Origin of the sequence: Mesorhizobium sp. WSM4312, assembly GCF_002294875.1 — a bacterium.
GTDB lineage: Bacteria > Pseudomonadota > Alphaproteobacteria > Rhizobiales > Rhizobiaceae > Mesorhizobium.
Window position 1 is genome coordinate 52154 of sequence record NZ_NSFU01000006.1, and the last position, 18955, is coordinate 71108.

Consider the following 18955-nt stretch of genomic DNA (forward strand, 5'->3'; position numbering starts at 1 on the left):
GCCGGGTGCCCGAAGGGCGGATGAGGGGCGGCGCTGAGCTCCGTGACTAGCCCAACCTCCAATTGATGAGATGACATTCCGGGCTCGGCAAAGCCCGGTGCGTTCGTAGATAATTCTTCCCGAACTTCCCGCATCAGCAGAAATTCTCGAAGCCGGCGCTGCCCCTCTTCCGCCTGCCGGCACCTTCTCCTGCTCAGGGGACGAAGGACGCCCACCCACGTTTTCTTAATGTGTCTCCGCTACACCAACGCCTGAAAAAGAGGCGGAAAACGGAGAGAGATCGGGGTGCGCTTTTCCGCGGCCACGACTGCCGGGCGGTTCTTGCCGCAGCGTTTGGCGCTGCGCGTCGGGCCGTTGCTTGGCCGCATCGACGCCGTGCTGTTCACCGCCGATGAGCGTGGCGAGGCCGGCCGCATGTCGGTCATCGCCTTCTCCATCCGCATCGTCAGCGCCGTCATCGCCTTCATCAGCCAGGTGCTGATGGCGCGCTGGATGGGTTCGTTCGAATACGGCATCTTCGTGCTGGTCTGGGTGACGATGGTGATCGTCGGCAACCTCGCCTGCCTCGGCTTCCACACCTCGGTCATCCGCTTCATCCCCGAATATCGCGAGCGCGGCCTGATGGACGAACTGCGCGGTATCGTCGTCGCCAGCCGCCTGTTCGTGCTGATCGCTTCCACCATCATCGCCGGGCTCGGCGCGCTCGGCGTCTGGCTGGCGGCACCCTGGATCGAGAACTACTACGTGATCCCCTTCATCCTCGGCGTCATCTGCCTGCCGATGATCGCGCTGTCGGATCTGTTGCAGGGCCAGGCCAGGGCGAACAGCTGGCCGCTGTTTGCCCTGTCGCCGACCTATCTGATACGGCCGGTGCTGATCCTGCTGTTCATGGCGCTGATGCTGTTCGCCGGCTACGCGGCCGATGCCAGGACGGCGATCTTCGCCTCGATCGGCGCCACCTATGTCACCACGCTCGCCCAGCTGGTCGGCGTCACGCACCGCATGGAAAGGCAGATCCCGGCCGGGCCGATGAAGGTGCATTTCGCGCAATGGTTCATCGTCTCGCTGCCGATCTTCCTGGTCGAAAGCTTCTTCTTCCTGCTCACCAATGCCGACGTGCTGATGGTCGGCGCCTATATGGATCCCAACGACGTCGCCGTCTATTTCGCCACGGTCAAGACGCTGGCGCTGGTGCATTTCGTCTATTTCGCCGTCAAGGCCGGTGTCGCCCAGCGTTATGCGCAATTCACCCATGGCGAGCCGGAGAAGCTTGCCGTCTTTGCCCGCGAGACGGTGTCGTGGACCTTCTGGCCCTCGCTGCTGATGGCGCTGCTGGTGCTGGCGCTGGGCAAACCCATGCTGGTGCTGTTCGGCCCCGAATTCACGTCGGGCTATCCGCTGCTGTTCCTGCTCGTCTTCGGCGTCGTGGCGCGCGCCGCTGTCGGCCCTTGCGAAAGCCTGCTCACCATGAGCGGCAACCAGAACATCTGCGCCGCCGTCTATGCCATGACACTGGCCTTCAACATCGGCCTCAACGTGGTGCTGATCCCGCATTTCGGCCTGTGGGGCGCCGCCATGGCCACCGCCTTCGCCATGATCTTCGAGGCCGGCGCGCTGTCCTTCACCGTCTGGCGCAAGCTCGGCATCGTCATGGCGATCTTCGTGCCTGCCAAAGGAGCCGCCTGATGGTCGCCATCCCGTTGCTCGAGGAGACCAGCGGCGGCACCGCCGGCGCCATGGTGTCCGGCCTTGCCGGGCTGGCGCGCGATCCCGATCCCGCCCATATCGAAATCCTCGCCAACAACCGGCCGGAGCGCAAGCTTGCCATCTACCCGGCGTCCGCCGGCTTCGATCTGGTCGAGGAGCTGGATTATCTGTGCGCCCGCACGGTCGAGCCGAACGTCTTCTTCAACCCGCGCTTCCTGGCGCCGGCCATGCCCCGGCTGGAGGATCGCGAGGTGCGGCTGGCGGTGATCCGCGACGGCGACGAATACCGCAACCGGCTGCGCCTGCTGGTGCCGATCTCGGTGGAACGCCCGGTGGTGCCGCTCGGCGTTCCGGTGATGCGCACCTGGTCGAGCCCGTTCGGTCCGCTCGGCACGCCGCTGATCGACCGCGACGATCCGGTTGGCGTCGTCGAGGATTTCTTTTCGATGCTGTCGCGCCCGCACCTCAAGCTGCCGAAAGTCTTCGTGCTGCCCGACATCAGGCTCGACGGTCCGGTGGCGAGCCTGCTTGACACCGTGGCCGAGACGCGTGGCCTGACGCTGGTCACCACCGGCCAGACCCCGCGCCCCGTGCTGGAGAGCGAGCTCGACGGCGATGACTATCTGAAGGCTTCGCTGCGCCCGCACCATTATCGCGAGTTCCGCCGCCTGAAACGGCGCCTTGCCGACCTCGGCAGGCTGGAGCATGTCGTGGCGCGCGGCCCCGAGGAGATCCGCCACGCCATCGAAGGTTTCCTGACGCTGGAAGCCTCCGGCTGGAAGGGCCGTGAGCGCACCGCCATGGCGATCGACCGCTTCCGCGCCGCCTTTGCCCGCGAGGCAGTGCACCGGCTGGCCGAACAGGACATGTGCCGCATCCATTCGCTGACGCTCGACGGCCGCTCCATCGCTTGCCTGATCGTCTTCGTCGAGGCCGGCGTCGCCTATACCTGGAAGACGGCCTATGACGAGACGCTGGCCGCCTATTCGCCGGGCACGCTGCTGATGATCGAGGTCACCCGGCAGCATCTCGACGATCCCAACATCATGATGACCGATTCCTGCGCGGTGCCGGATCATCCGGTGATGAGCCGGCTGTGGGCCGAACGCAAGCCGATCGGCACGCTGGTGATCGGGCTGACCCCGGACGCCGACCGGCTCGCCCGCCAGGCCGCCTCGCAGCTGCATCTCTACCGCGAGACCCGCAACATGGCCCGCCTGCTGCGCAACCGCATGAAGAGCCTGCTGAGACGGCGATAGCCATGATCCCGAACCTTCGTGGCCGCCGACGCCATGCCGCGACCTCCGCCCCCGGATTGACTGCAGGAAATCGGCCGACATCCGGTCCGGTGCAACGCATCGCCCGAAGGCTGATCGCACGGCACGATTTCACGCTCGCGAGCATTATCGTGGGCCTTTGGGTTCTGTCGGGTCTTGCCTCGGCGGCCCATGCTGCCAATGCGTCGGTCTTCCTCGAAGACCAGACCTGGACCGAACTGCGCGATCGGATCAGCGCCGGGACGACGACGATCATCGTCCCGATAGGCGGCACCGAACAAAGCGGTCCTGCCATGGCCTTGGGCAAGCACAATGTGCGGGTCAAGTTCCTGGCCGAGAAGATTGCCGGTCAACTCGGCAACGCCTTGGTCGCCCCGGTGATCTCCTATGTCCCGGAAGGAACCATCGACCCGCCGAGCGCCCATATGCGGTTTCCCGGAACGATTACCATCAGCGACAAGATTTTCGAGCAATTGCTCGAATCCGCGGCGCGCAGCTTCAAGCTGCACGGCTTCAGGACCATCGTGCTGATCGGCGACCATGGCGGCTATCAGGCCGACGAGCGCCATGTGGCCGATCGTCTGAATGCCGAATGGAGCAAAAGCCCGGTCCGGGTCTTTGCGGCGCTGCAATACTATCAGATCACCCAGGGCGCTTATGTCGACAGGCTCCTGTCGGCCGGCGCGAGGCAGTCCGAGATCGGATCCCACGCCGGATTGGCTGACACATCGCTGATGCTCGCCATCGACCCTTCCATGGTGCGCAAGGATCGCCTCGCGGCGGCGCCGAAGCTCGGCGCCGACGACGGCGTCTATGGTGGCGACCCGACACGATCGTCGGCCGAGTTTGGTCAACTCGGCGTCGACCTGATCGTCAACGGGACGACCGAAGCGATCCGCGAATTCGCAAGACAGCAGCCCAAATGATCAAGCCATATCCACGGTTCACGAGCTTCCGCGCCCTGCTCGTTTTGTTGCTTGCCCTGTCGCCGGCATCGGCTTCAGCTGGTTCATGCCCTGAGGATTGCAGCGAGCCGCCACCTGCCGGCTCTCCGGTCAATATCTACGACCATACAACCCCTGATCATTTGAGCCCCGCCACGACAGGCGCGCTGCCGCGCGTCTATGTTCCGAACCGCTCGTCCAACAGCGTATCGGTCATCGACCCCGCGACGCTCAAGGAGGTCGACAGGTTCCCTGTCGGGCGCAAGCCGCAGCACGTCGTTCCGGCCTGGGATCTCAGGACGCTCTGGGTCGCCAACAACGCCAGCGGCACCAGCAAGGGCAGCGTGACGCCGATCGACCCCAAGACCGCCAGGCCGGGTCACGAAATCCCGGTCGATGACCCCTACAACATGTACTTCATGCCGGATGGAAGTGCGGCCGTCATCGTCGATGAGGCCTATCAGCGGCTTGATCTGCGCGATCCGCAGACCATGGCGCTGAAGTCATCAATACCGACCCCGACCTGCCCTGGCATCAACCATGCCGATTTCTCCGCCGACAATGCCTACGCCATATTCACCTGCGAATACGGCGATGGCGGACTGTTGAAGGTGGACCTGAAAAACCAGAAGGTGCTCGGCCACCTCGCTTTGTCGAAGATGGGCATGCCGCAGGACATCCGGCTTTCGCCCGACGGCAAGGTCTTCTATGTCGCCGACATGATGAACGACGGCGTGTTCCTGATCGACGGAGACAGCTTTTCCGAGATCGGCTTCATCGCCACCGGCATCGGAACGCACGGCTTTGTCGTGAGCCGCGACGGGACAAAACTCTACGTTTCAAACCGTGGCTCGCACAAGATGGAGCAAGGCCGTGCAAAGGGGCCGGGCAGCGTGACCGTCATCGACTTCGCCACCCGTTCGGTCGTCGCGCAATGGCCAATACCCGGTGGCGGCAGCCCCGACATGGGCAATGTCAGCGCCGACGGCAGGCAATTGTGGTTGTCCGGCCGCTTCGACAGCGAGGTCTACATGATCGACACCACCTCGGGCGCCGTGACGAAAATCCGGGTCGGCGTCGAGCCTCATGGCCTGACGGTCTGGCCGCAGCCCGGCAGATATTCGCAGGGCCATACCGGCAACATGCGGTAGCGTTGCGTTTGCGGAAAAAATTGGTGCCCCTAGCCGGGATCGAACCAGCACTCCTTGCGGAACTCGATTTTGAGTCGAGCGCGTCTACCAATTCCGCCATAGGGGCTCAGGCCGGGCGGCCTGGATGGGCGCGGACTATACGGTCGGAGGCCTGTTCGTCAACTGGCCAAATCTCGAGATCACCAGGATGCGACCAATCTTCGCCTTTTGATTTCGTGACCGCGCTGCCATTGTGCGTCGCGGAAAATCTTTCTAGACAGGCGGCGCATCAAAGCGAGGCGCGTCCCGGCGGATGGATGGCGCGCTTTGGGTTTTTTGTTTTGTGCATGCCATTGCCCCGAAATCGCTGCGCACCGTTTGGGCGACACGCATAGGAGTGCCGATGCTTCGCGGACTTTACGACTGGACCTTGTCGCTGGCGGCCAGGAAATCCGCGGAATGGTGGCTTGCCATCATCGCCTTCATTGAAAGCTCGTTCTTCTTCGTGCCGGCCGATGTACTCTATCTTCCGATGGCGTTGGCACGCCCCGACCGCGCCTACCGCTATGCGCTGACCGCCACCGCCGCCTCGGTGCTGGGCGGCATCGCCGGCTGGATGATCGGCTATTTCGCCTACGACACCATCGCCCGTCCGATCCTGGAGCATTTCGGCGGCCTGGAGACCTTCGAGCGCTGGCAGAATTCTGGCGTCGGTCTGATGCTGGTGCTGCTTGTTACTTCCGGTCTCGCGCACCTGCCGCCAATCAAGGTCGTCACCATCCTTGCCGGCGCCCTGCACGTCAATTTGCTGATCTTCATCATCTCGGCCATCGTCGCTCGCGGCGCGCGCTTCCTGCTCCTGGCCTGGCTGCTGCGGCGCTATGGCGAATCGATCCGCGAATTTATCGAAAAGCGCCTCGGGCTGATCGCAGGCGCCGCGGCGGCTGCCCTGATTTTGCTCTATATCATCGTCAAATACGCGTTCTAAGCGGGCCGGACCAACGGACAAAAGACCCATGACAGCGACCATGAATGCCGACACCGGACGCCAGCGGACACGGACCGCCCTGTTTCTCGCCGTCGCCATGGCCGCGACCGTCGGCTCGGCGCTCGGCTTCCAGTATATTGGCGGCTATATCCCCTGCCATCTCTGCCTCGAGCAGCGCACGCCCTATTATATCGGCGCGCCGCTGATGGTGCTGGCGGTGATCGCATCGATGCTGCGGGCGCCGGCCTGGCTGACGCGCGGCTTGCTGGGCATTGGCGGCCTGTTGATGCTCTACGGCCTCTATCTCGGCGTCTATCATTCCGGCGTCGAATGGCAGTGGTGGGCCGGTCCGACCGACTGCACGGCGGGCGCCGGCCCGGTCGACACCGGCGGCAAGGGCGTGCTCGACGCGCTCGACAAATTCGTGCCGCCCTCCTGCGACAAGGCGGCTCTGCGCATCCTGGGCCTGTCGCTGGCCGGCTGGAACGCCATCGCCAGCCTCATCCTGGCCGCCGTCGCCTTCCGCGGCGCGCTGGCCCGCGATTGACGCGGATCGGGGCGATTTTCAGACCTGCTCGACGCTGAGGATGTTCATGGCTCCGTGTTCTCCAAGATACACGGCGAGACAGTCCCAGAATTCGTCGAGCAGCGCCTTTCCGTCGGCGTCAAAGTCATTTCTTGCGACAAGCAGAAGTTTCCCGTCGGCATAGGTACAGCTGGGCTGCCGGTGCCAGGTTCGGCCAGCGCGGAACTCTTGCTCTATATCGACGGCGGCTCGCGGGCCTAGCGTCGGCGCAACGTCATGGCACTCGATGGTGATCTTGTACATGCGTCGGCCAATCGGCTCTGCTCACCGACACTATGGTTCCAGCTCGACATCCCAGTAGAGATAATCCATCCAGCTTTCATGCAGATGGTTCGGCGGGAACAGGCGGCCGTTGTTGTGCAGATCATGCACGGTCGGCTGATAGGGCTTCTGCAGCGGCCACATCTTGGCATGCGCCGGCATCATGCCGCCCTTTCTCAGATTGCAGGGCGAGCAGGCGGCGACGACATTCTCCCAGGTCGTCGCACCGCCGCGATGGCGGGGGATGACGTGGTCGAAGGTCAGGTCGTCGGGCGTGCCGCAATACTGGCACTGGAAGCGGTCGCGCAGGAAGACGTTGAAGCGGGTGAAGGCCGGGTGCCTGGACGGCTTCACATAGGCCTTCAGGCTGACCACGCTCGGCAGCTTCATCGAGAAGGTCGGCGAGGACACCGCATGCTCGTATTCGGCGACGATGTTCACACGGTCGAGGAACACCGCCTTGATGGCGTCCTGCCAGGACCAGAGCGACAGGGGGTAGTAGCTGAGCGGACGGTAATCCGCGTTCAGCACCAGTGCTGGAAGCCCATCCGGAGATACGGCAACCGTCACGTGTTTACCTCCTTGGTTCTAGACCCGAACGGCGCGGATACTGTAAGCCCGACATGACAGGGATGTGAAGCGGATTGTCGCTTGCCCAAAGCGTCAAAAAACCCCGATTTTTATGCTTTTTTGTAGATTCAGGACGGCGGCGCGGCATCCCTGCCCCTGGTTTCGCGATAATAGGACCAGAAAAGCCGCGATGCGACACCTCGCCACGGGCTCCATGATTCGGCCAATGCGATCAGTGTTTTCTCCGGCGGACGCGGGTCGATACCGAGCGCATGGCCGACCGCGCTTTGCAGCGCAACGTCACGCGCGGGGAAAATGTCGGGGTGCCCGGCGGCAAACAGAAGGTACACTTCCGCCGTCCACGGACCGATACCGGGCACCGCCGTCATCGCGGTGATCGCCTCGGTCGCGTCGAGCGAACAGAGGTGATTGAGGTCGAGCCCGTCGGCCACCGCCTGGGCAACCGCGATCAGTCCGCGCTGCTTGGGCCGCGACAGGCCTGCCTCGCGAAACATGTCCTCGCCGGCGGCCAGGATCGCCTGCGGCGTCAGCGGATCGACGAGTTTCGTCAGCCGGCCGAAGATGGCGTCGGCGCTCGCCCGCGACACTTGCTGCGAGACGACGATCGAGGCCAGGCTCCTGAATCCCGGCTCCGAAAGCCGGAGCGGCACCTCGCCGGCCATGCCGCGCACCTTTTCCAGGCGCGGGTCGATGATGCAAAGCGCATCGAGCCCCCGCGCAATGTCGTCCAGTGTCGCGATGCGTTGCATGGTATCCTTGTCCGCCAATGTGCAGCAAAGTAGCAACCGCCAAAAGCACAGCACAACCCGATTGCCGCCTCAGACATGACGCTCCTGACATTCCGCTTCGCGCCCAGCCCCAACGGCGAACTGCATCTCGGCCATGCCTATTCGGCGCTGCTCAACCAGAAGCTCGCGCAGACCCACGACGGCCGCCTGCTGCTGCGCATCGAGGACATCGACACCACGCGCTGCACGCCGCAATTCGAAGCCGGCGTGCTTGCCGACCTGAAGTGGCTGGGCCTTGGCTGGGAAGAGCCGGTGCGCCGCCAGTCGGAGCATTTCGCCGAATATCAGGCGGTGCTCGACCGGCTGATCCGCGAGGACCTCGTCTACCCCGCCTTCATGAGCCGTGGCGAGATCAGGGCATTCATAGCCGACAGCGAAAAGCGCGGGCGTGACTGGCCGCGCGATCCCGATGGCGTGCCGCTCTATCCTCCGTCCGACAAGGCGTTGCCGCTGAAGGAACGCAAACGGCGTATCGCCGAAAACGAGCCCTTCGCCTGGCGACTTGATGTCGATGCCGCTGTTACACGCGTAGGCAGGGACCTCGCATGGACCGAATTCAGCGATGAGACGCTATCGGCGACGCGCTCGGTCGAGGCCCGCCCGCAGGACTGGGGCGACGTGATCGTGGCGCGCCGCGACATCCCGACCAGCTACCACCTGGCCGTCATTGTCGACGACGCCCTGCAAGCGGTCAGCCATGTCGTGCGTGGGCAGGACCTGTTTTCCGCCACAGGCGTACAGCGCCTGCTGCAGGAATTTCTTCGGCTTCCGCAACCCGCCTATTTCCACCATCGGCTCATCCTTGGGCCGGACGGGCGGAAACTGTCGAAAAGCCTTGGCGACATCGGCCTTGGCAAGCTGCGCGAGGCCGGCGCATCGCCTGACGACGTCAGACGGATGGTCGGTCTCTGAGCCGGTGGAGCTCTGGGCACGCGTGACGAATCCGCCACCGATTGAATTCCGGTGATGCATGGATCAATCGTTTCGTTTTGCGCGCCGGGTAGAACGGGATTAGAGCAGCGCCACGGTCAGTTTTTCACCAGCGTGGCGGTCTCCGGAAAATGCAAAGCATCAAGCGGTTCATCCCCGCCACCTTCGTCGTCCTGTGGGCAACGGGCTTCATCGGCGCGCGCTATGCCATGCCATGGGCGGAGCCGTTCACCTTCCTCGCCGCCCGTTTCGTCATAGCGGCCATCCTGCTGGCAGCCCTGATGCCCGTTCTGGGTTCGAAGCGAGCCACCCGCAAGGAGGCGCTACACGCCACCGGCGCCGGCGTGCTGATGCATGGTGTCTATCTCGGCGCCGTCTTCTGGGCCATCCACAGGGGCATGCCGGCCGGGTTTTCGGCCCTGATCGTCGGCCTGCAGCCGCTGATCACCGCGGTGCTTGCCGGCAAGTTCCTGGGAGAAGCGATCCTGCCGCGCCACTGGCTCGGCCTTGGCATTGGCCTGATCGGCATCGTCATCGTGCTGTGGCCAAAGCTTGGCGCGCTCGGTGGTGGCGTGACCGCGGCGACGCTGACCGCCTCGCTGGTCTCGGTGCTCGGCATGAGCGCCGGCACCATCTGGCAGAAGCGTTTTGCTTCCGGCGGCGACCTCGTCGCCGCGACAATGTGGCAATATGTCGGCGGCGCCTCGCTGATGATCCTGGCCGCGCTCGCCTTCGAAACGCACACCGTCATCATCAACGGCGAACTGATCTTCGCCATGGCCTGGCTGGTGCTGGTGCTGTCGCTCGGCGCCATCTTCCTGCTGATGGTGATGATCCGCGACGGCGAAATGTCGAAAGTCGCCTCGCTGTTCTACCTGGTGCCGGCGGTGACGGCGGTCATCGCCTGGGCGCTGTTCGACGAACAGCTCAACGCGCTGCAGATCGTCGGCATGGCGATCACCACCTTCGGCGTCGGCCTGGCGACGGCGCGGCCGGCCAAGGGAAGAATTGAGGGATTGAAAAGAACTGAGGAATTGAGGAATTGAGGAATTGAGGAATTGAGGAATTGAGGAATTGAGGAATTGAGGAATTGAGGAATTGAGGAATTGAGGAATTGAGGAAGAAGCACACGGCGCCAGATATGGCCCCTTTTTTCTTCAATTCTCCAGTTCTTCAATTCCCCAATTCCTCATCGGCGCCGCCTCATCCGACCCGGGCACGCGCCTCGAGATAGCGACTGATCGCGGCATTGAGCTCGCCGCCGAGGATGAAGATCGCCGAGACGATGTAGAGGAAGACCACCGCGATCATGATCGAGGCCAACCCGGCGTAAGTCGTCACATAGGACGAGAAATGGTCGAGATAGGTGGCGAACATCGTCGAGCCGATGAGCCATGCGGCCAGTGTGAAGACGATGCCCGGCACCAGCGAGACGAAGCGGCGCTTGCCGGCCGGCAGCCAGTAGTGCACGGCAAACAGCCCGCCGATGATGACGGCCGAGGCAATGACGTAGCGCCACAGCGTGATCGTGCCGGTATAGGGCTTTATCCATTCGAAATGCGCCTCCGCCAGCCGCGCCAGCAGGGGTGCGAACACCAGAAGCACGCTGATCGCCAGGAAGCCGGCCGTCGCGATCAGCACGAAGAAGATGCTCTGCACGCGGCGATAGATGATGCCGCGCGTCTCGGTGACGCGATAGGCGCGGTTGAGCGAAGTGCGTAGCGCCTCGATGCCGTTCGAGGCAAAATAGGCGGCAAGCAGCACGCCATAGGTCAACAGGTCGGTGCGCCGGACGGTCAGCACGTTCAGCACCTCATGCGCGATCGGCTTGGCGATCTGATCGGGCCAGGTGTCGAAGACCAGGTGCACGGCCGTGTCGGCAAAGGCCTGGGCGCCGAGGAAGCTGCCCAGCGTCGTGGCGAAGATCAGGAACGGAAACAGCGCCATCAGCGAGGTAATCGCCAGATGGCTGGCCATCGCCCAGCCGTCATCGGTGTTGAAATGGCCGAGCGCGTCGTAGAGCACGCGGCGCAGGGCGACTATATTCCGCAACAAGAACCCGCGTTCCCTTCGATTGTCTCGACGCCGCGAATATGGGAAGTGAATGCGGCAAATGGCAACCCTTGGCGAAACCACGAGTCCGACGGCGCAGCAATTGCGCACCATCATCATCACCGGCGCCTCGTCCGGCATAGGGGCATATTGCGCCCGGGCACTCAAGGCGGAAGGCTGGCGGGTCTTTGCAACAGCCCGAAAACCCGAGGACATCGCCGCCCTCGAAAGCGACGGCATCGAGGCTTTCTATCTCGATTACAGCGAACCGGACTCCATTGCAGCCCTGGTAACGGCGGTGCTCGAGCGCACCGGCGGCCGGCTCGATGCCCTGTTCAACAACGGCGCCTACGCCCAGGCCGGTGCGGTCGAGGATCTGTCGGTGACCGCGCTCAAGCAGCAATTCGAGGTCAATTTCTTCGGCTGGCATGACTTGACCCGCCGCCTGGTTCCGATGATGCGCCGTCAGGGTCACGGCCGCCTCGTCCATTGCTCGTCGATCCTCGGTCTGGTGCCGGTGCGCTTTCGCGGCGCCTATTCGGCATCCAAACATGCGCTCGAGGCGCTGATGCTCTGCCAGCGCCAGGAACTGGTCGGCAGCGGCGTCCATGTTTCACTGATCGAACCGGGGCCGGTGAAATCGAAAATCGCCAGCAACGGCCTGCCCTGGTTCCTGAAAAACATCGACATCGACAATTCCGTGCACAGGGCGGACTATGCCGCGCAGCTGGAGCGGCTGCGCGCCGGCGGCAGCCAATCGGCGCTGAAGCCCGGGCCGGAAGTGGTCCACAAGGTTCTGCGTCATGCCCTTCTGTCGCCGCGCCCGCGTCCGCACTATGTGGTAACTGTGCCGGCCAGAATCGGCGCGGCGCTCAAACGCATCCTGCCGGCATCGATGCTCTACCGCCTGATGGCCAAACGCGCCTGAACGCGAAACAACTGGAAACGCAACAATGGCAACCGTCTTCAACATCCTCGCCATTCTGGTCATGGCCGCCGTGGCGATCGTGCTGATCCGAGGCCTCGTCAACATGATGCGTGGCGGTTCGAGCGTCACCTCGAACAAGCTGATGCAGGCGCGCGTCATGCTGCAGGCCGTGGCGCTGTTGCTGATCCTGCTGGCCGTGTATTTCACCCGCAAGTGAGGCCGTTCGGGAGGCGACATGGTCAAGCTCAACAAGATCTACACCCGCACCGGCGATGACGGCACGACGGGTCTCGGCACTGGTGAGCGGCGGCTGAAATCCGACCTGCGGGTGGACGCCTACGGCACGGTCGACGAAGCCAATGCCTGCATCGGCATGGCGCGCGTGCATACCGCAGCGAACCACCCGGCGATCGATGCCATGCTGTCGCGCATCCAGAACGATCTCTTCGACCTCGGCGCCGATCTCGCCGTGCCCGATGACGGCAAGCCGCTTGGCTACGAGCCGCTGCGTATCGTTGCCGCGCAGACCGACCGCGTCGAGAAGGACATCGACCTCCTCAACAAGGATCTTCAGCCGCTCAAATCCTTCGTGCTCAACGGCGGCACGCCGGCGGCGGCGGCGCTGCATCTGGCCCGCACGGTGGCGCGGCGGGCCGAACGGCTGATGGTGGCGCTGGCTCAAGACCCGGGCGAGCACGTCAACCCTGAGGGGTTGAAATACATCAACCGCGTCTCGGATTTCCTGTTTGTCGCCGCCCGGGCGGTCAATGACAATGGAAATGCCGACGTGCTATGGGTTCCCGGCAAGAACCGCTGAGCTGAACGGATCGAAAAGGCGGGAGGGGACCAGGCACGCATGTTCATCCCGCTTTACGACACAAACAGGCTGCGCCACATCCGCCTGCAATATGTGACGATCGGCCTGATCGTGGTCAACGCGCTGGTCTATTGCGCCACGGCACTCGGCGGCGAGAACTTCACCAATGCCGCCGTGCTTGGCCTCGGCTTTATTCCGTCCGTGGTTCACAACACGGCCGAGCTTGATCCTCGGTTCATCATCATTCCGGAAAGCCTGAGCTACCTTACCTATTCCTTCCTGCATGCGGACATCTTTCATCTTGGCGGCAACATGCTGTTCCTGTGGGTGTTCGGCGACAATGTCGAGGACGCGCTCGGCCACATCCGCTACCTGATCTTCTATCTCCTGTGCGCCATCGCCGGCGCCGCCTTCCAGGGGCTTGTCGCCTGGGATTCGCAGGTGCCGCTGATCGGCGCCTCCGGCGCCATCGCCGGCGTGGTCGTCGCCTATCTGATCCTCTATCCCAGGGTTAAGGTCTGGGTCCTGGCCTTTGCCCGCATCCCGCTGCGCATTCCGGCCTTCATCCCGCTTATCCTGTGGGTGCTGTTCCAGGTCTTCATGTTCGCCGCCGGCGGCGAGGACCAGATTTCCTGGGCCTGCCATATTGGCGGCATCATCGCCGGCGCGGTGCTGGTGCTGGTCCTGCGCAGCCGCGGCGTGCCGCTTTTTGCCGGCGCGGACGAGGATGCCGTGGCTCCCAAGCTCGACCAGCCGCCGGTTGCTGCCGAACCAGCGGCGCCTGAACCGCAGGCCACCACGACGCGCTGGGGCCGGGGAACCCCCCCTGGCCCAAACTGAACCGATTTGAGCCGCTTTCGGCGTATTGACGGCAAGGGTTGCCGCAACTACGGAAACGTCTCCGTCCGAGCCCCAAGGCTGTTAAGGAGCAGTCCAAGACGGGCAAAGACCAGAATTTCCATCCGGAATGTCGGCTTTCGACAACTCAGAAGGGGCGCAAGCTGTTATAGCGCGCCCAACTAGCGTGAAGAGGTGACAGGCAAATGAAGATCCTTGTGCCCGTGAAGCGGGTTGTGGATGCGAACGTCAAGGTTCGCGTGAAGGCCGACGGTTCGGCGGTGGAACTCGCCAACGTCAAGATGGCGATGAACCCGTTCGATGAGATCGCGGTGGAAGAGGCGATCCGGCTCAAGGAAGCCGGCAAGGCGGAGGAGATCATTGTCGTCTCGATCGGCCCCCAGCAGGCGCAGGAAACCCTGCGCACCGCGCTCGCCATGGGCGCCGACCGCGCCATCCTGGTCAAGACCGACGAGCAGACCGAGCCGCTCGGCGTCGCCAAGGTGCTGAAGGGCGTCGTCGAGGCCGAACAGCCCGGCCTCGTCATTCTCGGCAAGCAGGCGATCGACGACGATTCCAACCAGACCGGCCAGATGCTGGCGGCCCTGCTCGGCTGGGCGCAAGGCACTTTCGCCTCCAAGGTTGTGCTCGACGGAGACAAGGCCAAGGTAACGCGCGAAGTCGACGGCGGCCTGCAGACGGTGGAATTGAAGATGCCGGCGATCGTCACCGCCGACCTGCGCCTCAACCAGCCACGCTACGCCTCGCTGCCCAACATCATGAAGGCCAAGAAGAAGCAGCTCGACGAAAAGACCCCGGCCGACTACGGCGCCGACGTCAAGCCGCGGCTGAAGGTCATCAAGACCGAGGAGCCGGGCGGCCGCAAGGCGGGCGTTAAGGTCAAGAGCGTGGCCGAACTGGTCGACAAGCTGAAGAACGAAGCCGGCGTTTTGTAAGGAAATCCGATGAGGCCGGCCTGCAAACGGCCGGTTTCTCCGCTTCCGGTGCTCACGTACAAAAGTACGCTCCGCTCCGGTTCTCGAAACCAACCGTTTTCGACTCGGCCTGACCGGATTTCAGGGAGCCTCGAAAACGAAAGTCAGGAATATCATCAATGGCTATTCTTCTGATCGCTGAACACGACAATGCCAGCCTTTCCGACCAGACCGCCAAGGCGCTTTCGGCGGCCCTGCAGATCGGCTCGGACGTGCATGTGCTGGTGGCCGGCAAGGGCGCCAAGGGTGCGGCGGACGTTGCCGCCAAGCTCAAGGGCGTCGGCAAGGTGCTGCTTGCCGAAGCAGACGAGCTCGCCGAGCGCCTCGCCGAACCGACGGCAGCCCTCGTCGTGTCGCTTGCTGGCGGTTACGACGCCATCATCGCGCCGGCGACCTCGTCGGGCAAGAACGTTGCGCCGCGCGTCGCGGCCCTGCTCGATGTCGCGCAGGTCTCCGAGATCATCGAAGTGGTCTCGCCGGACACGTTCAAGCGCCCGATCTATGCCGGCAACGCCATCCAGACCGTGCAATCGACAGACGCCAAGAAGGTCATCACCGTGCGCACCGCCTCCTTCCAGGCGGCGCCCGAGGGTGGCTCGGCCGCGGTCGAGACCGTCAAGGCGGCAGCTAATCCCGGCCTGTCCACCTTCGTCGAGAACAAGCTCTCGGAGACGGACCGCCCGGAACTGACCTCGGCAAAGATCATCATCTCGGGCGGCCGCGCGCTCGGCTCGTCGGAGAAGTTCCAGGAGGTCATCCTGCCGGTCGCCGACAAGCTCGGTGCGGCGGTCGGCGCCTCGCGTGCCGCTGTCGATGCCGGCTACGCACCGAACGACTGGCAGGTCGGCCAGACCGGCAAGGTGGTCGCTCCGGACCTCTACATCGCGGTCGGCATCTCCGGCGCCATCCAGCATCTCGCCGGCATGAAGGATTCCAAGGTCATCGTCGCCATCAACAAGGACGAGGAGGCGCCGATCTTCCAGGTTGCCGACTACGGCCTCGTCGGCGATCTCTTCGTCATTCTGCCGGAGTTGCAGAAGGCGCTTTGACGCTCTCTGGCAAAGCGTATTAAATGCTTAGGGTGGGGTAGACGAAGTCGCCCCGCCCTTTTAGTTTGCACCGCACAAAAAGCAGGCTGCAAAAGCCTTTGGACGGGATCGGTGTAATGAGCAAGATCGAGACGATCGGCATCATCGGCGCAGGCCAGATGGGTGGGGGTATCGCCCATGTCTCCGCGCTTTCGGGCTACAAGGTGCTGATCTACGATATTTCGCCCGACCGCATTGAAAAGGGCATCGCCACCATCAGCGGCAACATGGCCCGCCAGGTGGGCTCCGGCAAGCTCGACGAGAAGCTGCGCAACCAGGCGATGGCGCGCATTGCCTCCGCACCGACGATGGCCGATCTTGCCGGCGCCGATCTGGTGATCGAGGCGGCGACCGAGGACGAGACGGTCAAGCGCAAGATCTACGCGCAGCTCTGTCCGCAGCTCAATCCCGAAGCCATACTGGCGACCAACACCTCGTCGATCTCGATCACGCGGCTCGCCGCGCAGACCGACCGGCCGGAGCGCTTCATCGGCATACATTTCATGAACCCGGTGCCGCTGATGAAGCTGGTCGAGCTGGTGCGCGGCATCGCCACCGAGGATCAGACCTTCGAGGCCGCCAAGACCTATGTGAAGCAGCTCGACAAGACGATCACGGTCTCGGAGGATTTCCCGGCCTTCATCGTCAACCGCATCCTGCTGCCGATGATCAACGAGGCGATCTACACGCTCTATGAGGGTGTCGGCTCCGTCGACGCCATCGACACCGCCATGCGGCTCGGCGCCAATCATCCGATGGGACCGCTGCAGCTGGCCGATTTCATCGGCCTCGACACCTGCCTGTCGATCATGCAGGTGCTGCATGACGGCCTGTCGGATTCGAAGTATCGCCCCTGCCCGCTGCTGGTGAAATATGTCGAAGCCGGCTGGCTCGGCCGCAAGACCGGGCGCGGTTTCTACGACTATCGCGGCGAGCACCCCGTTCCGACGCGCTAGGCCAATTCCACGAAAAGAGTGAACGGTTTCCCGGGAAGAGCGCGAAGCGCTTTCGCTTGGGAATTGCGTTAAAACAAAGAGATAGAGCGCGTCCGTTCACGACGCCGCGGCAAGCGGCGCCTGCGGCTCCGACTTGTCGTCGGGCGCCACGCAGACGCACCCGCGGCCGGCCGCCTTGGCGGCATAGCAGGCGGCGTCGGCCCTTGCGATGATCTCGTCCGCTTCGCCGCAATTGGCGTTGATTGCGGCAACACCGATGCTGGCGCCGATGGCATGCGGCCGGTCATCCCAGCTGAAGTTCAATCCCGCTATCGCATCGATGATGGAGCGCGCCGCGACCCTGGCGCCGGCGGTCGAGCCCGATTTCAGGATGACCGCGAATTCGTCGCCGCCCAGGCGCGCGACGAGGTCTTCGGGCCCGACTACGCCACGCACGGCCTGTGCGACCCGCTTCAGCAAGGCGTCTCCGGCGGCGTGACCGCCGGTGTCGTTGACCAGCTTGAAATGGTCGAGGTCGATGAACATGAACTGATGGCGGCTGCTGCCAGCCCCGGCGGCATCCTTGCGGGCCTGAACGACCAGCTCCTCCATGGTGCGGATGAAGCTCGAGCGATTGGCAAGGCCGGTCAGCGCATCATGCGCGGCGGCGTGTGCAAGCTGCCGCTGCAGGGCGCGTGCATCGGTAAAATCCTGGAAAACGATGACCAGCCCGCAGAATTCGTTGCGCTCGTTCATGATCGGCGACACGACCTGACGGATACTGCAGCGTGTGTCGTCGCGGCGGACCAGCACGGCGCGGCTGTTCTGGTCGGAGGGCGTCTCCGCACCGATCGCCGGCCGTGTCACGCCGATCCTGTGTCCCGTCTCCTCGTCCACCGCCCAATAGACATGACCGAGCGTCTTGCCGAGAGCCGCCTCCGTCGGGACGCCGGTCAGCTTCTCGGCAACCGGATTCATGAAGGTGACGCGGTTCGCCGCATTGGTACAGATGACGGCATCGCCGATCGATTGCAGCGTCACCCGGAGCCGCTCTTTCTCGTCGGCCAGCATTGCCGCCGATACGGTCAGACGCTCCTCGGCCTCCTTGCGCCGGGTGATGTCGGTCAGGCTGCCGATGGCCCGGATCAGACGCCCGTCCCCGTCACGCTCGATGGCCTTGCCGCGGTCGAGGATCCAGATCCAGCGGCCGTCCTTGTGACGCATCCTGAACTCGGCCTCGAAGAACTCTGTCTGGCCGTCTAGATGGGCGCGATCCGCCTCGGCGACGGTTTCGCGGTCGTCGGGATGGATCATCGTCAGCCAAAGATCGGGGTCGCCGTCGAGTTCGCCATCCGCATAACCCAGCATCTTGACCCAGGTCGAGGAGTAGGTCGTGCCGCCCTTGCGGATGTCGAGATCCCAGACGCCCTGGCCGGCGCCGGCAAGCGCGAAATTCCAGCGCGTTTCGGCCTCGGCGATACGCGCCTCGGCCTGTTTGCGCGCGTCGATGTCCTCGATCTGTGAAACGAGATAGAGCGCGCGGCCGCTCTTCTCCTCTCGAATGACGGAGCCGGCGAGATGCGCCCAGACGGCTGTACCGTCCTTCTTGAGGTAGCGCTTCTCGAATTGGAAGGCGTTGACCGTGCCAGCTTTGATGCCTTCCATGGTCTCCCGCCCGACATGCAGGTCGTCGGGGTGCGTGATCTGGAAGAAGGTCAGCGCCTCGATCTCTTCGCGGCTGTAGCCGAGCATCGAGGCGAACGCCGGATTGGTTTGCACAATGCGCCCATCGAGGCCGACGACGGCGATGCCGATTGCCGAGTCCTCCATCGCCTGGCGGAAGCGCTGCTCGCTCTCGGCGATCTGCCGCCGATCTTTCGAGATGCGGCCGATGAAAAGACAGGCGAAGAAAAGCGCGCCGATTGTCATCGCGACCGACATTTGAAGGCAAAGTCTGAGCGCTTCCGCGCCAAGGTCCAGCCTCGACAGCACGACCAGGACCGCGGCCACGGCGAAGCCGGCCACGAGCAACGCCGGAGTTGCATGTTTGTCGAGCCTGATCGGTCCTCGCAGTCTCACGATCCGTGCCACCCCCGTGGGC

At 63.7% G+C, this 18955-nt stretch carries 20 protein-coding genes and 1 tRNA gene; 15 read left to right on the forward strand and 6 right to left on the reverse strand.

Annotation, left to right across the window (positions count from 1 at the left end):
* The first annotated feature begins 285 nt into the window (after positions 1 to 285).
* From CK228_RS10910 to CK228_RS10925, 4 genes are all read left to right on the forward strand, one after another.
* Positions 286 to 1686 carry a lipopolysaccharide biosynthesis protein gene (locus CK228_RS10910; RefSeq protein ID WP_095787860.1) on the forward strand — a complete coding sequence of 467 codons (1401 nt, stop codon included), beginning with the start codon at positions 286 to 288 and terminating at the stop codon, positions 1684 to 1686.
* On the forward strand, positions 1686 to 2966 hold the full coding sequence (locus CK228_RS10915; protein ID WP_095772293.1) for a GNAT family N-acetyltransferase: 1281 nt from the start codon (positions 1686 to 1688) through the stop codon (positions 2964 to 2966). Before CK228_RS10910 ends, CK228_RS10915 begins: the two co-directional genes overlap by 1 nt.
* 149 nt (positions 2967 to 3115) lie before the next feature.
* Positions 3116 to 3910: a creatininase family protein gene (locus CK228_RS10920; protein WP_245438007.1), complete on the forward strand. Its 795-nt coding sequence runs from the start codon at positions 3116 to 3118 to the stop codon at positions 3908 to 3910.
* 161 nt (positions 3911 to 4071) lie between these two features.
* A complete protein-coding gene (locus CK228_RS10925; protein ID WP_245438008.1) occupies positions 4072 to 5079 on the forward strand; it encodes a YncE family protein in 1008 nt (335 codons plus the stop codon).
* 21 nt (positions 5080 to 5100) lie between these two features.
* On the opposite strand, the gene CK228_RS10930 is transcribed toward CK228_RS10925, so the two are convergent.
* Positions 5101 to 5185, reverse strand: a tRNA-Leu gene (locus CK228_RS10930).
* A 276-nt stretch (positions 5186 to 5461) separates the two neighbouring features.
* Between CK228_RS10930 and CK228_RS10935 the strand changes: the two genes are divergently transcribed.
* Positions 5462 to 6046, forward strand: a complete 585-nt coding sequence (locus CK228_RS10935; RefSeq protein ID WP_095772374.1) for a YqaA family protein — start codon at positions 5462 to 5464, stop codon at positions 6044 to 6046.
* 28 nt (positions 6047 to 6074) lie between these two features.
* Positions 6075 to 6593, forward strand: coding sequence for a disulfide bond formation protein B (locus CK228_RS10940; protein ID WP_095772290.1), 519 nt, complete (start codon positions 6075 to 6077; stop codon positions 6591 to 6593).
* Positions 6594 to 6611: 18 nt separating this feature from the next.
* Here the strand turns inward: CK228_RS10940 and CK228_RS10945 are convergent, their stop codons facing one another.
* The 3 genes from CK228_RS10945 to CK228_RS10955 all read right to left on the reverse strand — a co-directional run bounded on the left by CK228_RS10945 (position 6612) and on the right by CK228_RS10955 (position 8233).
* On the reverse strand, positions 6612 to 6875 hold the full coding sequence (locus CK228_RS10945; RefSeq protein WP_095787863.1) for a hypothetical protein: 264 nt from the start codon (positions 6873 to 6875) through the stop codon (positions 6612 to 6614).
* A 30-nt stretch (positions 6876 to 6905) separates the two neighbouring features.
* On the reverse strand, positions 6906 to 7463 hold the full coding sequence (locus tag CK228_RS10950) for an HNH endonuclease (protein WP_010911702.1): 558 nt from the start codon (positions 7461 to 7463) through the stop codon (positions 6906 to 6908).
* Positions 7464 to 7591: 128 nt separating this feature from the next.
* A complete protein-coding gene (locus tag CK228_RS10955; protein ID WP_095788036.1) occupies positions 7592 to 8233 on the reverse strand; it encodes a DNA-3-methyladenine glycosylase in 642 nt (213 codons plus the stop codon).
* A 75-nt stretch (positions 8234 to 8308) separates the two neighbouring features.
* Between CK228_RS10955 and gluQRS the strand changes: the two genes are divergently transcribed.
* Both gluQRS and CK228_RS10965 read left to right on the forward strand, forming a co-directional pair.
* Complete coding sequence (gluQRS, locus tag CK228_RS10960) at positions 8309 to 9184, forward strand: tRNA glutamyl-Q(34) synthetase GluQRS (RefSeq protein WP_095787864.1); 876 nt, start codon at positions 8309 to 8311, stop codon at positions 9182 to 9184.
* Positions 9185 to 9333: 149 nt separating this feature from the next.
* Positions 9334 to 10248, forward strand: a complete 915-nt coding sequence (locus CK228_RS10965; RefSeq protein WP_095787865.1) for a DMT family transporter — start codon at positions 9334 to 9336, stop codon at positions 10246 to 10248.
* A 157-nt stretch (positions 10249 to 10405) separates the two neighbouring features.
* On the opposite strand, the gene CK228_RS10970 is transcribed toward CK228_RS10965, so the two are convergent.
* Positions 10406 to 11257: a YihY/virulence factor BrkB family protein gene (locus tag CK228_RS10970; RefSeq protein WP_027047430.1), complete on the reverse strand. Its 852-nt coding sequence runs from the start codon at positions 11255 to 11257 to the stop codon at positions 10406 to 10408.
* Between the two features lie 58 nt (positions 11258 to 11315).
* Between CK228_RS10970 and CK228_RS10975 the strand changes: the two genes are divergently transcribed.
* From CK228_RS10975 to CK228_RS11005, 7 genes are all read left to right on the forward strand, one after another.
* Positions 11316 to 12182 carry an SDR family oxidoreductase gene (locus CK228_RS10975; RefSeq protein WP_095787866.1) on the forward strand — a complete coding sequence of 289 codons (867 nt, stop codon included), beginning with the start codon at positions 11316 to 11318 and terminating at the stop codon, positions 12180 to 12182.
* Positions 12183 to 12207: 25 nt separating this feature from the next.
* Positions 12208 to 12399 (forward strand): twin transmembrane helix small protein, encoded by a 192-nt coding sequence (locus CK228_RS10980; RefSeq protein ID WP_095772287.1) that lies wholly within the window; start codon positions 12208 to 12210, stop codon positions 12397 to 12399.
* Positions 12400 to 12417: 18 nt separating this feature from the next.
* The gene (locus CK228_RS10985; RefSeq protein ID WP_095772286.1) at positions 12418 to 12999 is read left to right on the forward strand and encodes a cob(I)yrinic acid a,c-diamide adenosyltransferase; all 582 of its coding nucleotides are present in this window, start codon (positions 12418 to 12420) and stop codon (positions 12997 to 12999) included.
* A gap of 39 nt (positions 13000 to 13038) precedes the next feature.
* Positions 13039 to 13839: a rhomboid family intramembrane serine protease gene (locus tag CK228_RS10990; RefSeq protein WP_095772285.1), complete on the forward strand. Its 801-nt coding sequence runs from the start codon at positions 13039 to 13041 to the stop codon at positions 13837 to 13839.
* Positions 13840 to 14042: 203 nt separating this feature from the next.
* Positions 14043 to 14792 carry an electron transfer flavoprotein subunit beta/FixA family protein gene (locus CK228_RS10995; RefSeq protein WP_095787867.1) on the forward strand — a complete coding sequence of 250 codons (750 nt, stop codon included), beginning with the start codon at positions 14043 to 14045 and terminating at the stop codon, positions 14790 to 14792.
* Positions 14793 to 14950: 158 nt separating this feature from the next.
* Positions 14951 to 15880, forward strand: coding sequence for an electron transfer flavoprotein subunit alpha/FixB family protein (locus CK228_RS11000; protein ID WP_095787868.1), 930 nt, complete (start codon positions 14951 to 14953; stop codon positions 15878 to 15880).
* 116 nt (positions 15881 to 15996) lie between these two features.
* Positions 15997 to 16875, forward strand: coding sequence for a 3-hydroxybutyryl-CoA dehydrogenase (locus CK228_RS11005; protein WP_015315562.1), 879 nt, complete (start codon positions 15997 to 15999; stop codon positions 16873 to 16875).
* A gap of 96 nt (positions 16876 to 16971) precedes the next feature.
* On the opposite strand, the gene CK228_RS11010 is transcribed toward CK228_RS11005, so the two are convergent.
* On the reverse strand, positions 16972 to 18933 hold the full coding sequence (locus tag CK228_RS11010) for a PAS domain S-box protein (protein ID WP_245438009.1): 1962 nt from the start codon (positions 18931 to 18933) through the stop codon (positions 16972 to 16974).
* Positions 18934 to 18955: the final 22 nt, after the last annotated feature.